This is a genomic window from Chryseobacterium sp. FW101-FHT12H09 (genome assembly GCF_058790395.1).
In genome coordinates, this window is sequence record NZ_JBYTCP010000002.1 from 438,062 (window position 1) to 452,933 (window position 14,872).

Here is a 14,872-nt window from a genome sequence, read left to right on the forward strand (position 1 = left end):
AGATTAAATACAAGCACCTATCAAGATAAGTGATTCCATGTGATCATTAAAATAATTAATTATCCGCATATGAAAAAAATAATTATTCCATTGATGTTGATGTTTTCACTATCAGTCTATTCCCAGGTTTCGGTAGGAACTCCTTCAGTAGCAGAAAGTAACCGATGGACTTTTGGTGGTGGTATTGGATTAGGCTTCGGCAGTAATAGTGCATTTTATCTACAGGCTTCTCCCAGAGTAGGCTACAGACTTACTGAAGATCTTGAAGGTGGAGTTATAGGAAGTGTTTCCTGGCAGACTTCAGATTATTACAGATCAACAATGTTTGGAGTAGGACCTTTTGTCAATTATTATTTTGCGAGGTCTTTTTATGTAGGGGCAAACCTGCAACATTATTTTATTGATTATAAAGATAAGTTTTACGATTTTAAAGATAACAGGGAAGAAACAGCTCTTTATCTCGGTGGTGGATATATGCAGCGGATCGGAGGAAATTCTTTTATGCAGTTGGGACTGATGTATAATGTTTTATGGAAAGAGAATTCAAGTATTTTTTCAAGTGGTTTAGTTCCTAATATTGGATTTGTTATAGGATTGTAATAACCTGATTAGAATTAAAACTAAAGATTATAAAAACAAAAAGCACCGAATTTTTCGGTGCTTTTTGTTTTAACAAAATTATTTATTATTGTGAAGACTTTTCAGTCGTCTTTTTTGTTTTATGAGCTTTACCGGTTAATCCGTCTTTAGCTTCATTAACATCCAGAATGATGGTTTCTCCCTCATTTAATTGTTTGTTTACCAACATTTCAGCTAATAAATCTTCAATGTATTTCTGGATTGCTCTCTTTAATGGTCTTGCACCGAAATCTTTATCCCATCCTTTTTCAGAAATAAAGTCTTTTGCTGCATCAGTTAAATCAACTTTATATCCTAATTTTTCAAGTCTGCTGTAAAGCTTGTTCAATTCAAGGTCAATGATTCTCTTAATATCACTTTGCTCAAGAGAGTTAAAGATCACGATATCATCAATTCTGTTCAGGAATTCTGGAGCAAATGCTTTTTTAAGTGCATTTTCAATTGTACTTCTTGCTCTTGTATCTGTATTTGACTTTTTAGCAGAAGTTCCGAATCCTACGCCATCCCCGAAATCTTTAAGATCTCTGGTACCAATGTTTGAAGTAAGGATGATAATCGTATTTCTGAAATCAATTTTTCTACCTAAGCTATCAGTAACATGACCCTCATCTAAGATCTGTAAAAGGATATTGAACACATCAGGGTGCGCTTTTTCAATCTCATCTAAAAGAACCACAGCATAAGGTTTTCTTCTTACAGCTTCCGTTAACTGACCACCTTCTTCATATCCAACATATCCCGGAGGCGCACCTACCAATCTCGATACCGCGAATTTTTCCATGTATTCACTCATATCGATTCTGATCAATGCTTCATCTGAGTCGAAAAGCTCTCTTGCCATTACTTTTGCAAGCTCTGTTTTACCAACACCAGTTGTACCCAGGAAGATAAATGTTCCAATTGGACGATTCGGATCTTTCAGACCAGCTCTGTTTCTTTGAATAGCTTTAACTACTTTTTTCACAGCGTCTTCCTGTCCGATTACTTTTCCGTTTAGATTATTATCCATTTGAGCTAATTTATCAAGCTCATTTTTACCAACCTTGGTTACCGGAACACCACTCATCATAGAAACCACCTCTGCAACATTTTCTTCTGTTACGGTTTCTTTTTTCTCTTTTACATCTTTATCCCACTGGTCCTGAGCGGCATTAAGTTCCATTTGAAGGCGTTCTTCTTCATCTTTTAGCTTTCGGGCTTCAAGATAATCCTGAGCCTTAACAGCTTTCTGCTTCATTTCTTTGATATCTTCAATTTTCTTTTCAAAATCAATGATTTCAGTAGGGACTTTCATATTTTTAATATAAACACGAGAACCTGCTTCATCCATTGCATCAATTGCTTTATCTGGTAAGAAACGGTCTGTAATATATCTCGATGTCAAATTGACACAAGCTAATATTGCTTCCGGTGTATAAATCACATTGTGATGCTCTTCATACTTATCTTTGATCTGATTTAAAATCTGAATGGTTTCTTCAATATTAGTTGGCTCCACCATAACTTTTTGGAACCTTCTTTCCAATGCTCCGTCTTTTTCAATATACTGACGGTATTCATCTAAAGTAGTTGCCCCGATGCATTGGATCTCTCCTCTTGCTAAAGCAGGCTTGAACATGTTGGATGCATCTAAGCTTCCTGTAGAACTTCCTGCACCAACAATAGTATGAAGCTCATCAATGAATAAGATTACATCACGGTTCTTTTCAAGCTCCGTCATGATTGCCTTCATTCTTTCTTCGAATTGGCCACGATATTTTGTTCCTGCAACTAAACTTGCAAGATCAAGGGTAATGACTCTTTTACCAAAAAGAACTCTTGAAACCTTCTTCTGCTGGATTCTTAAAGCTAAACCTTCCGCAATAGCAGATTTACCAACTCCGGGCTCTCCAATAAGAAGTGGATTGTTTTTCTTTCTACGAGAAAGGATCTGAGACACACGCTCAATTTCTTTCTCACGACCGATTACAGGATCCAGTTTCCCATCTCTTGCCAAAGAAGTAAGGTCTCTACCAAAGTTGTCAAGGGTAGGAGTCTTGCTTTTTGCAGAACCTAAGTTTCCTGCAGGCTTTCTCATTTGCTCAAATTCCTCTCTTTCATCATCGTCGTCGTATGCACTCATTTGAGGTGCCTGCCCAGAATTTTTAAGCATTGTTTGATATTCTCTTGAAACTCCTTCATAGTCAATATCATAGGCTCCTAATATATTGGAGGTTGGGTCTTCATATTTATATAGAATACCCAGAAGTAAATGAACGGTATTAATTTCATTACTTTTGTATTGTCGGCATTCTAACTCTGCACGTTTAACAGCATGATCTGCCATTTTAGTGAAAGAAATATTGGTTACCTCCTCAGAAATAGGATTAAGACTTGTTGTATTTAGAGTTTCAATTTTTCTTCTGATTTGTGTTAAATCGGCATTAAGGTTTTGAAGGATTTCTTTTGCAGAGTTTTCTGTTTTTATAATACCTAAAAGTAGATGTTCTGTATTAAGAAATTCACTTTTCAGCCTTTTAGCTTCATTTTTGCTCTGTTTGAACACTTGGCTCAAACCTTGTGAAAACTTATAATCCATAATATATCTCAATTAGAATAAAGATAGAATTATCTTTTATTCATTATTCTAAATTACAAATATTTTACCAAAAATCAATTAATGACTTTATGGCAGAAAAAAGTTTTATTATCTTATTGAAAATGACTAAGTTTGTTTTCTTTAAATTTTCCTTATGAGTCCCGAAATTGCTACTTATGTTGGATATTCTGCCTCGCTTTTTATAGTGTTGAGTTTTATATTGAAAGATGTAAGAAAAATCAGAATCGTAAATATGGTGGGCTGTATTTGTTTTGTCATTTATGGTATTTTTAGCGGAATGCTTTGGCCGGTCATCATACCAAATGGGTTAATCTGCTTCATACAAATTTATCATTTGATTGCAGGAAAGAAAAATTAATGAAAAAGAAAATAATTACTTCTGCCTTTAGCAACCTGTATACAGATCAACGAATAGAAAAGGTATGCAGGACTTTATATGAAAAGGGATACCAAATCGAGCTGATAGGAAATAACTGGGGTGGAGCCGAGGAAATGAAGCGGCCATACTCTTTTTTCAGAATACCTTTACTGTCAAAAAGTTTAAAAACAGCTTATTTCGAATTCAATTGGAAGTTATATAAGGAATTAAAAAAGAAAGCTGATCAGAATACAATTCTCCACGCTAATGATATAGACGCTTTGCTTCCCAATTATCTTATTGCTAAACGGCTAAATATTCCCTTAGTTTTTGATAGTCATGAAATTTTTTCTGAGATGCCGGCAATTCAAGGCAAAATGTCACAAAAAATGTGGCGTAACCTGGAAAAAAATATAATTCCAAAATTGGAATATATGATTACAGCTAGTGGAAGCTATGCAAAATGGTTTAAAAAAAAATATCTTGTGAATCCTGTGGTTGTTCAAAATGCACCCAGAAAAATAGATTTCACTATAGAAATTCCAGAGAATAATCCGAAAATACTGTTATATCAAGGAGCAATAAACCCGTTTAGGGGAATTGAAAAGGCAATTATGGCAATGCATCACCTAGAGAATGTAGTATTTAAAATTGCAGGTGACGGACCAAGAAGAAAAGAATATGAAGATCTGGTCGTTCGTGAGAATCTCCAACAAAAAGTCCGGTTTTTAGGAAAGCTCCTGCCTGAAGATTTGAGAAAAGTTACTCTGACTGCCGATGTCGGGATGAGTATTGAAGAAAATGGAGGGGATAGCTATTTATATTCTTTACCCAATAAAGTATTAGACTGTATTCAGAGCAGGGTTCCATTAATTATGGCTAGTTTTCCTGAGATGCAGAATATTAAAAACCAGTTCGATGTTGGAGAGCTTATTAAAGATCATCAACCTGAAAATATAGCTGCGGCGGTGCAAGCCGTTTTAAATAAAGGAAGAATAGGATATTTGGCAGAATTAGAAAGAGCTTCCAAAGTCCTTTGTTGGGAAAATGAAGAAATAAAGCTGTTGGAAGTTTTTGAAAAAGCATCCAATAAATAATCCTTACAAAATTGGTATCTTTGCATAAAGAATTGTTGAAAAATGACCATTAAAGAAAAACAACAGGAAATAATTGACGAATTTGCATTTCTTGAGGACTGGGAACAGAAGTATGAATACATAATTGACCTGGGTAAAGATTTGAAAGGTCTTTCTGAGGACAAAAAGACAGATGATAATCTTATTAAAGGTTGTCAGAGTAAAGTTTGGATCGATGCAGAATTTAAAGAAGGGAAACTTTTTTTTGATGCAGATTCCGACGGTATTTTGCCAAAGGGGATCGTTTCTTTGTTGGTAAGTATTTATAGTGGTCATTCTACACAGGAAATCTTAGATTCTGATTTTCAGTTTATCTCAGAAATCGGATTGCAGGAGTTTCTTTCTCCTTCCAGAGCTAATGGTCTAATGGCAATGACCAAGCAGATTAAATTTTACGCCGTGGCTTACCAACTGAAGTCGTAGTTGTGACAAGAATTTTAGCATATCGTTTTTCCGCTTTTGGTGATGTTGCGATGACAGTACCTGTCTTTCGTGAGTTTCTTGAACAAAATCCCAATGTAGAAATTATAATAGTTTCCAGAAAAAATTTTGAAAGCTTATTCTCTGATATCCCAAATGTTATATTTAAAGGAATTAACCTCGATGATTATAAAGGTTTTTTTGGATTAAATAGATTGGCAAATGAGCTTATAAAAGAATTTCATCCTGATTATATTGCGAATCTGCATGATGTGATCAGAACAAAAATATTGGATAAGATTTATAGAAGAAAAGGCTATAAAGTATTTAAAATCAACAAAGGAAAGGAGGAAAAGGAAGTACTTACAGATATTTGGAATCTTAATAAAGTGCAATTAAAGCGTACTGTTGAGCGATATGCTGATGTATTTAGAGAAATGGGATTTAAGGTGATATTATCCAATCAGTTGAGGCCAATCGCAAAAAAGAAGTCCGGAATAGGATTTGCCCCATTTGCTCAACATAAAGGGAAGATGCTTCCTTTAGAAAAGTCTTATGAACTGGTGAAGATTTTGTCTCAAAAAGAAAAGGTGTATTTTTTTGGTGGCGGAAAAAATGAAACTGATACTCTTGAGAAGTGGGAAAGTGAAATTCCTAATACCCAGAGTTTATCCGGAAAATTAAATCTTAAAGAAGAACTTAACAAGATTGCAGAATTGGAACTCATGATTTCAATGGATTCAGCCAATATGCATTTGGCAAGTATTGTTGGGACAAGGTGTGTTTCCATATGGGGCTCCACTCATCCTTATGCTGGGTTTCTTGGATTTGGCCAGAGTGAAAATGATGTTGTTCAAATAAAAGATCTCACCTGCAGACCTTGTTCTGTATTTGGAGATAAAGAATGTTTTAGAGGAGATTGGGCTTGCCTGGAAGAGTTGAACATTCAGAAGATCATTGAAAAAATCTGATCTGATGAAAGTTTCTATCTGTATCCCTGTGTATAATTTTGATGTCCGGGAATTGGTCTCAAACCTGATAAAAGAAATTAATGCACAAGATTATGATGCAGAAATCATTTTAATAGATGATGAATCTGAAATAAAATTCAAAGATATAAATAAAGACCTTCACAATCAGGTCGACCAATTGATCTATCTTGATAAAAACATAGGAAGATCACAAATTCGTAATTTATTTCTTACTTATTCTAAAGGAGATTATTTACTTTTTCTCGATTGTGACGGAAGAATAATTGAGGAAAATTTTTTAACAGACTATATTCAATTCATACAGGAAAACCCATCTACAAAGGTTATTTACGGGGGTAGAAGTGTATCGGCAGAACTTCCTGATCAGAAACATTTTCTACGATGGAAATTTGCAACAGAACGTGAAAATCTACCTGCAGAACTTCGGATTGAAAAACCATATCTGAGCTTTCAGACCAATAATTTTATTATAAAAAAAGAAGTGCTTGAAAAAGTTCGATTCAATCCTGAATTTCAAAAATACGGATATGAAGACCTGCTCTTTGCAATGGATTTAAAATCAGAAGGAATCGTAGTTGATCATATTAAAAATCCCATTTTTAATAATGATTTAGAAGATAATAGAGTCTATCTGGAAAAAGTAAAAGAGTCTGTGGAAAGTTTATCTCAAATGCTTAAAGACCACCAGTTAAGCTTAAAACTGTCTGAGATTAAGCTTGTAAAAGCCCATAATGTAATGAATAAAATAGGGTTAAAAAGCCTCTTCAAGTTTTTTTTCAGGATGAATAAACGAAGGATAGAGCAGAGCCTTTTGAAGGGAAACGTAAGCCTTAGATATCTCGACCTTTACAAACTTGGATTACTTTTAGATAATCCGGATTCTTAAAAACAATTTAATTTTCTTTGATTGATTCTAAAAATGTAATTAAAAAAAAGCATTGTCGGAGTTAAATAACAATGCTTTTTCTATTGATGGATAGGTTTATCTTACAACTTCTAGTGGAGATCCCTTTTTAGGACGGTGAAGTACCAATTCATAAATCTCCGTACTATGATCTTTAAGCCTTGCCTGTAAAGCAGATTCATCTTTACTTTTTTCATCAGTTCTTATTAAAGAAACCATTCTGCCATTTCCATAAAAAACCATTTTATAATTGTCTACGGGTAAAACTTCAACAATGTTTTGGATGGTTGCTGAGGTTTCTGACTGATCCTTTTTACTATCAGAGGAAGAGAGATACAATGCTTTATCAATTTCAGCATCTCTTATTTTGGTTTTTGTAAAGAAACTGCCAGTATCTTTTTTCTGAAGAATATCCCTGAAGTTATTATATGTATCTAAAACTTCTTTAAGTAATGCGTCTTTATCTTCGTTCAACAAAACCGTTGATTGAGACCATCCAGTTACCTGGTAAGGAACATCAGAGTTAAAATCCCAGGTTTGAGTAATCTCCTTTGCGGGTTTGTTTTCATCTGTATTAAATTTACAGTCTACAACCACATCATAATCTGGCGAATCGAAAGAAGCATATTTTAAAATCCTGAATTTATAATATTTAAGTTCATTTTCATCCAATTCTTTATCAGACTTAAGAACGATCTTAACGGTCTGTTTACCTGACCCTAAAATCTCACGATTAATAGGTAAGGTAAGAGATGTACCACCGTTTTTATAATAATAAGCAACCAGGATATCATTGATATAAACCTGAAAATCGCCTGCTGCATCAAGGCTTAAAGCATATAAAGGATGAGAAGCCATAGTCTTTGTCATTTTTTTTTCGTTATTATTCGTATTGAGATTTGATGTGTGGGTTATTGTATCTTTTTTTTGGCAGCTTATGATGTTAAATAACAATAGACCAAATAATATCTTCCTGTTCATTTTATTAAAATTTATTTTCTTCGCCTTCTCCAAAAGTCATACTTACCGGGTTTCCTGAATAGCTTGGTATCAATTTAAAAGGATCCAGAGTTTCGGGGCCTTTGTTTTTGGAATTTCTTTTCATGGAAAACTTATAATAAACGGTAACCATAAGCCCCGAGAACTTGGTTGTAAAATCAAGCTTATTTCCCCAGTCAAAATTTGGACTTGCCGTTATTTTAAAAGAACAATCTGCTCTTACACCAGCCTGAAGTTCTATTTCCGGGAATTTTTCGATCTGCTTAGCACTCATAGTAAGGCCCAATTCAAGTTCAAGCTTACCTCCAAGAGTTCCCGAAAGAGTTAGATCTGTATCAAACTTATTTCCTTCTTTTGCGTCATTCCATTTTACGTATGCTTCTTCTATTGCTAAATTAGCATAAAATATCAAATCGATACGGTAGGTGATGCTTAATGCATCCATCGAAATCTTTTCAATCAACCAGGTCGTGAGGTCTAGAAAAGTAATAAACTTTCCATAAACCGGGATCTTATCCGCTAAAGCCAATAAATCAATTTTAAGTTCACCACCGATAAGGGGAGAACACTTTGCCTTACCAGCAAGTTCCAGGCCTACAGAGTCTCCTGTTTTAGCGAATTTCCAGCTGATCCCAACAGATGGGGCAGGAGCCAGGAGTGAAAGGCTCATCATGCTTCTTCTTCCAGCCAAAGATGGAGGTAGAGATTCTGCACCTTTTCTAGCATCTTTTGCTCCGGCAATATCATCAACAGTATCATAGATAGATTTTAGAATGCCAAGCATCTTACGATACTTCTCAGCAAATTTCCAGCTTAATTCGTGAGAAACCCCGCTATTATATGAAACCTTGGCTGATAACCCGTAGCTGCCTTTCATATCGCCCATAAAGCGGTTAGCTGCTGTGCCTATCTTTTTTTGCCCGTCTTTTTTATTTTTATTTTCATTTCTTTCTTCTCTTCTTAATTCTGCTAGTGAGATTACATCTCCTTTAGTTTTAAGATCTTTTACAGATATTGTATCCCTGGTCGCTTTACTCTCAGTCCCATAGATATTGTATGTAGGTTCAGAGTTCCCATACCATACCGGATCTGAAGTGTTATAAAAAAAGTTTAATGACCATTCAACATCTGGAAATAGCCTTAATTTGACTAATTGATTGGGATAACGACAGGTAGAAATAGGGACAAAATAAGTCTGTATTTTGTCCTTCGACAGCCAGAAATAATTGGCAAGCCATACTTCTGTTGCTGGCACATCGCTAAATTCTTTACTTCCAATAGCGATGGTTTTATTATAAATATAATCAAGGTTTAACTGGAGTTTATTTTCTCCTATGTAATTGTAATCAGTATTTTCTGTCCATCCTTGTACATCAGCAACATTTTGAGAAGGAGCTTTAGTTTCGTCCGCATAAACATCAGTATCATTTGCCTGTGTAGAGTCATTTTTAACGGAAGGTATTTTACCTGTATAATGTGCTATCAATACCTTATCTAATAAAAAGACATGCTTTGGAATATTGTGTTTTTCATCTTTAGGAAGTAAAACACCTGTGCATAAAACGTTTTTATTCTGAAGGTTATCCAATGTAATGGTTACCTTTTTCTTTTCCTTATCACCAGTGATAATATCAAAAGTATTTTTGGTGTTATCTATTTTGTCTTTTGCATCTTCATCAAAGATAACATACGGACTACGCTTTTTATCAGATTCATCGGCTACGGTTATTTTACTGTATCCACAGGGATCATATTCTTTTTTAAGATATTCAATATCTCCAATGTACTGAATCTGATTATTTTTTTGTTTTTCAAATTCACCAAATAGAGCACTCATGTCATTGTAAGGAACCAATAGATCAGGGGAGGTATTAAAGATCCATTTTCCTTTTTCCATTCTGCCCCAGTTTGACGTGTCCTTTTGAGAGTCGTATGCTCCTTCCTGAGACAAAAAACCTTTTGGAAGTAAAACGGGTCCTGTAAATCCGACATAGCCTTTTAATCTAAGAAAGAACTGTTCATCCTTCTTTTCTTTGTTGTGGTTTTTTTGCCAGTCAGGATTTAGTTGAAATTTTAGAGCTTTTACTGAATTGTAAACAAATGGCCCAGGACTGGTGATTTCTACTCTTTCCTGTTTAGAAACAACTTTACCCTTGTTAATAAGTTCGACATCAAATATGAATTTTGAAAGATTATTATTCCAATCAGGAAGTAAATGAGTATATACTTCTACATCTACTGTTTGCCCATACAGAGCTTTTTTCTCATTATTTGTTAAAGGGATATATCCGGTTTTTGGAAATTTAAAATGACAATATAGAACCTGTGGTTTATCTACAACCACGACTCTTAAAACCTCATTCCCATCTGCCTCCGGAAAAGTGCTGTAGGGAATTAAAAGATGGATAACACCTATGCTTTTGGAATTTGTTTGAATATCTCCAGTGCTGAATACCTTATTATTTCCCTCAAACAGTTTATAATCTTTATTTTCTTCATTTTGAGTTTTTATGGTGTTAAAAAACTCATTAGGACCAAGGGTTGGATAAAGCTGTTTATAGGCTGTCCATATATGTTCTCTTATAAGAAACCATTTGACCTCTTTCATGGTAGATTCCGGATTACGCGTGCCTTTTCCAAGGCAGGTTTTATCCAGATAGGCTGTGAAAGAATTCTGCGAGTGACCTAGTTCCACAATGAACCCGGTACCATATTTTTTAACGTTTTCTTTCGGCTCTTTGATCAGTGCCTTTTTAATTCCTGCTGTACCCATACCTAAAATCCAAATTTATACATGTCCTTCGCATTATATTGTGACATATCAATGATAGGATTTACATGAGGCTGAAGTTCTTCGTCAGCGTTTTTAATGTTGCTTTGGGATGGTTCTCCGATCTGTCCTGTTTTAATAATACTTATGCAGTCTTTGCCTCCAACAGGGCAGGTGGCCTTGCTGTCTTCCAATAAAATATAACCGTCTGGTGGAGAATATTTTTCCTTTTCATAGTAACCACTCCATTCTGTAACGATGGCAACGCAAGGAGTATTAAGCTTCTTTTTACACGAACCAAAGCAGTTTTTTTCAAAAGTGGGTCCTATATCTTTATGAGTGGCAGCAAGTTTAGAACTTCCATTAAGATCATTAATGAAATATTTCTGTTGCGTGAGTACCATTAATTTATCTGGAGTAGTACCAAACTGGCATTGGCACAAGGCTCCCTGTACTACTTTTTCTTTTAAAGGCATATTAATATAATTTGTGTGGTCTGTAAAATTAATGTTTTTTATACAAATGGATTTTTACCAGTCATTCTCATATATGTTTTTATAGAATCCCCATTTATTAGGCTCTGATATAACTAAACCTCCCGTAATAAAAGGACTCTCTTTGCTTAATTCCTTATGTTTATAATCTTCATTATTGAGTTGGAATTGAGTGTAATTTATTTTTTTCACTAAAGTTTTATTTCCTAAGGAATCATTGGTGAAAACTTCAAAATAAGCTCTCGTATGCATAGGAAAATGATGATATAAGTCCAAATCAAAAATAACATGTAAAGACATAAAGTAAGATGACGGGTCTGGATGATTTTTAGGAATAAAGTAAGGGTCTGCAGGCACTTCCTCACTCTTGAACTCTATCACAAAAGAATGGTAGCCGGTTGGGATCTTATTGATTGTTTGAAGTCCGGAAAATCTAATTGGAAATTGATAAGGAATTACCGAGAGAAATAAAGCTGTTTTTGCTTTTCTGGTTTCTCCGTAATCAATGAATTTAGAATGGAAAAAAAGGTTCCAAAACCAATCATATTGAAGACTTTTTTCCAGGTCCGTTTTATTATCTATTTTATGATCAACTGATGTGAAAAGATCAGTAAGAGGTTTGCTCGAGTATTTTTGTGATAGTTTAGATTTTTCATCTTTCCATCGTTCTTTAATCTCTTCCAGATTAGTGATTTCATTGGTGCCGATACCTTTTTCATTCAGGTGAGTTTGAATAGGGTATAAGGCTTTTGATATTGAGTCTGCTAAAATTTCACTGATATTGTCGGGCTGATGCTGATTATAGAAAATATTTTTTTTGTTAATCGTTAAAACACCCTTATTATATTCAAGATTTAGATCTGCGGTTGCCTCGTAATCAATTCTTTTTGATGGGACTTTCTCATCATAATAATAGTATTTAATTGAGATGCCATAGTTTCTGGGTTCCAGTCCCAAAGGATTGATTCTAAGCGTATTTAATCTCCTTAATATTTCTTTTTTTGACATTACGATGCCCATAACCATATCATTTTAACCTGTCAAACATTAGTTGTAATAATCAAATTTAATGAATTGTTTGTAAAATCTTTAAATTTTTAAAAGGAGAGTTAAATATAGTGTAGATGTGCTATTTTTGTGACTTAACCGAAGCTAATAAACCAATTAAAATATGAGAATAAAATCTACATTAATCTTCCTGGGGATAACTTCTTTTTGTAACGCTCAGATACTTAGTATTCCTGATTCGCAATTCAAAGCTAAATTATTACAGGCGGATATCACCAATGATATTGCGAAAAATATAAATGGCAGCTCTATTAAAATAGATGCCAACAACAATAATGAAATAGAGCAAAATGAAGTTTTGGCTGTTTATCAATTGCAAATTCAAAATATTTCTGCAACTTCACCAACTAAGATATCAGATCTAACAGGTTTGAATGCATTTTCAAATTTAAAAGTGTTAGTCGCTTTTAATAATGCGGTTACTAATGCTGATGTTTCTCCTCTTGTGAACCTGGAGCACATTGATTTTACAAATAATTTACTTAATTCAATTAATCTCAATGGTTTGCTTAATCTAAAAAGGCTTAATTGTTCTTATAACAACCTCGTAACGTTAAATATTACAGGGTTATCTAATCTGCAGATCCTCGATTGTGGACACAATCAAATTGCCAATTTAGATTTAAGTAATAAGCCGGAGTTAATACAACTGGAAGCTCGAAATAATAATATTTCGACTTTGGATGTAAGTAGCCTAATTAAAGTTAACGATTTTGTTGTTAATGACAATCCTATTTCGGTACTGAACTTGTCAATGATTAATAAAATAGGAACTCTTCAATGTATGCATACCAATGTGAGTGTAGTCGATGTATCCAATCAGACAGGTTTAACTACTTTATTGTGTGGTAATAATCCAAATTTGGAGAGGATTTTCATGAAAAACGGAAGTGTAGAATCTGGACTGAATCTTGAAAATCTCCCTAATTTAAAATATGTATGTGTTGACGAGTGGGAGATGTACACGATTCAACAGCATGTAAATATTAATGGCAGTACAAATTGTTCCGTTAATACCTATTGTTCATTTAATCCGGGTGGGACTTATTATGTAGCTCAAGGAAGCACGAAATATGATTTTAATAATGATGGCTGTGGTATTACAGACCCTATATATCCAAATATGAAGTTCAATGTGACCAATCAAGGAGGGTATTTGACAGGAGTATTGATAGGTAATTCATCTGGAAACTATGGTTTACCAGTATTAGCAGGAACACATACGCTTACTCCTATTCTGGAAACCCCAGCTTATTTTACGGTTAATCCATCAAGTGCTACTTTCTCTTTTCCCTCTATGGTAAGTCCACAAACTCAAAACTTTTGTGTTATCCCGAATGGAGTTCATAATGACCTTGAAATCAACGTTATTCCTTTAGATGGTGCAAGACCGGGATTTGATGCGCATTATAAAATAATTTATAAGAATAAAGGAAATCAGACTCAATCAGGTTTAATTACTCTGCAATTTAATGACGCCGTTTCGGACTTTGTGTCTTCTGTTCCGGGTATTTCAAATCAGGTGCCCAATATTTTATCATGGAATTTTTCAAACATCCAGCCTTTTGAAACAAGAGTAATCAATTTTGTGCTGAATTTAAATGCACCTACAGAAGTACCTCCTTTAAATTTAGGTGATATTTTGAATTTTAACGCACATATTTCAGACAATAGTGATGAGACTCCCCAAGATAATATTTCCGTATTGAACCAAAATGTTGTCAATGCTTTTGATCCGAATGATAAAACCTGTTTAGAAGGGAATATGATTTCACAGAGTTCTGTAGGTGGTTATGTGCATTATTTAATCCGTTTTGAAAACAATGGTACTGCAAATGCTCAGAACATTTTAGTGAAAGATATCATAGATGGGAACAAGTTTGATATAAACAGTTTAATACCTATTGGAGGAAGTCATGATTATGAAACCAAAATTACAGGGACAAAAGTAGAATTTATCTTTCAGGGTATTAATCTTCCTTTTGATGATGCTAATAATGACGGTTATGTGATATTTAAAATTAAGGTAAAACCGACATTGCTTGCTGGAGAGTCGTTTGCAAATATGGCAAATATTTATTTTGATTATAATTTCCCAATAGAAACAAATAACTATGTTACAACTGTTCAAAACTCATTAGGAATAAAAGACACGGAGTTTAAAACTGATATTGCAATTTATCCAAATCCTGTAAAGGATGTTTTAATATTTAAAACAAGTGAAAAATTGATAAAAATTGAAATATATGACCTGGCAGGAAGAATTGTTAGAAAAGCTTTTCTAAGTGAAAACAAAATAGATATAAATGATTTGAAATCTGGAAATTATATTATAAAAGTCTATACAAAAGAAGCTTCAAATACCTTAAAATTAATTAAGAAGTAAAATTGTTGAAATATTAATATACGTGAGGTTGATCAATGGATCAACCTTTTTTGTTATAAGCGATTGATATAAAAAAGAAAAATCTCCCAGTTTCCTGAGAGATTTTC

Annotated in this window: 12 protein-coding genes; 7 read left to right on the forward strand and 5 right to left on the reverse strand. The window is 34.0% G+C overall.

Going from position 1 to position 14,872, the window contains the following annotated elements; genetic code table 11:
• Positions 1 to 69 precede the first annotated feature (69 nt).
• Positions 70 to 600 (forward strand): hypothetical protein, encoded by a 531-nt coding sequence (locus tag AC3WRL_RS07730; RefSeq protein ID WP_214830048.1) that lies wholly within the window; start codon positions 70 to 72, stop codon positions 598 to 600.
• A gap of 85 nt (positions 601 to 685) precedes the next feature.
• On the opposite strand, the gene AC3WRL_RS07735 is transcribed toward AC3WRL_RS07730, so the two are convergent.
• Positions 686 to 3,217, reverse strand: a complete 2,532-nt coding sequence (locus AC3WRL_RS07735; RefSeq protein ID WP_214830050.1) for an ATP-dependent Clp protease ATP-binding subunit — start codon at positions 3,215 to 3,217, stop codon at positions 686 to 688.
• Positions 3,218 to 3,371: 154 nt separating this feature from the next.
• Between AC3WRL_RS07735 and AC3WRL_RS07740 the strand changes: the two genes are divergently transcribed.
• The 5 genes from AC3WRL_RS07740 to AC3WRL_RS07760 are packed head-to-tail and all read left to right on the forward strand — an operon-like array spanning position 3,372 to position 7,030.
• Positions 3,372 to 3,596 carry a uroporphyrinogen decarboxylase gene (locus tag AC3WRL_RS07740; RefSeq protein WP_214830053.1) on the forward strand — a complete coding sequence of 75 codons (225 nt, stop codon included), beginning with the start codon at positions 3,372 to 3,374 and terminating at the stop codon, positions 3,594 to 3,596.
• Complete coding sequence (locus AC3WRL_RS07745; RefSeq protein ID WP_492330053.1) at positions 3,596 to 4,693, forward strand: glycosyltransferase; 1,098 nt, start codon at positions 3,596 to 3,598, stop codon at positions 4,691 to 4,693. The genes AC3WRL_RS07740 and AC3WRL_RS07745 overlap by 1 nt, the downstream gene beginning before the upstream one ends.
• Positions 4,694 to 4,735: 42 nt before the next feature.
• Positions 4,736 to 5,155: a SufE family protein gene (locus AC3WRL_RS07750; RefSeq protein WP_214830059.1), complete on the forward strand. Its 420-nt coding sequence runs from the start codon at positions 4,736 to 4,738 to the stop codon at positions 5,153 to 5,155.
• 2 nt (positions 5,156 to 5,157) lie between these two features.
• Positions 5,158 to 6,123, forward strand: a complete 966-nt coding sequence (locus tag AC3WRL_RS07755) for a glycosyltransferase family 9 protein (protein WP_261510578.1) — start codon at positions 5,158 to 5,160, stop codon at positions 6,121 to 6,123.
• Between the two features lie 4 nt (positions 6,124 to 6,127).
• On the forward strand, positions 6,128 to 7,030 hold the full coding sequence (locus AC3WRL_RS07760; RefSeq protein WP_492330054.1) for a glycosyltransferase family 2 protein: 903 nt from the start codon (positions 6,128 to 6,130) through the stop codon (positions 7,028 to 7,030).
• A gap of 96 nt (positions 7,031 to 7,126) precedes the next feature.
• On the opposite strand, the gene AC3WRL_RS07765 is transcribed toward AC3WRL_RS07760, so the two are convergent.
• From AC3WRL_RS07765 to AC3WRL_RS07780, 4 genes are all read right to left on the reverse strand, one after another.
• The gene (locus tag AC3WRL_RS07765) at positions 7,127 to 7,918 is read right to left on the reverse strand and encodes a hypothetical protein (protein WP_214830065.1); all 792 of its coding nucleotides are present in this window, start codon (positions 7,916 to 7,918) and stop codon (positions 7,127 to 7,129) included.
• A 115-nt stretch (positions 7,919 to 8,033) separates the two neighbouring features.
• Complete coding sequence (locus tag AC3WRL_RS07770) at positions 8,034 to 10,820, reverse strand: hypothetical protein (protein ID WP_492330055.1); 2,787 nt, start codon at positions 10,818 to 10,820, stop codon at positions 8,034 to 8,036.
• Between the two features lie 2 nt (positions 10,821 to 10,822).
• Positions 10,823 to 11,293 (reverse strand): DUF4280 domain-containing protein, encoded by a 471-nt coding sequence (locus AC3WRL_RS07775; RefSeq protein WP_214830069.1) that lies wholly within the window; start codon positions 11,291 to 11,293, stop codon positions 10,823 to 10,825.
• Positions 11,294 to 11,347: 54 nt separating this feature from the next.
• On the reverse strand, positions 11,348 to 12,331 hold the full coding sequence (locus AC3WRL_RS07780) for a hypothetical protein (RefSeq protein ID WP_492330056.1): 984 nt from the start codon (positions 12,329 to 12,331) through the stop codon (positions 11,348 to 11,350).
• A gap of 151 nt (positions 12,332 to 12,482) precedes the next feature.
• Here AC3WRL_RS07780 and AC3WRL_RS07785 point away from each other — a divergent pair, with 151 nt between their 5' ends.
• Complete coding sequence (locus AC3WRL_RS07785) at positions 12,483 to 14,765, forward strand: DUF7619 domain-containing protein (protein WP_492330057.1); 2,283 nt, start codon at positions 12,483 to 12,485, stop codon at positions 14,763 to 14,765.
• The last annotated feature ends 107 nt before the right edge of the window (positions 14,766 to 14,872 follow it).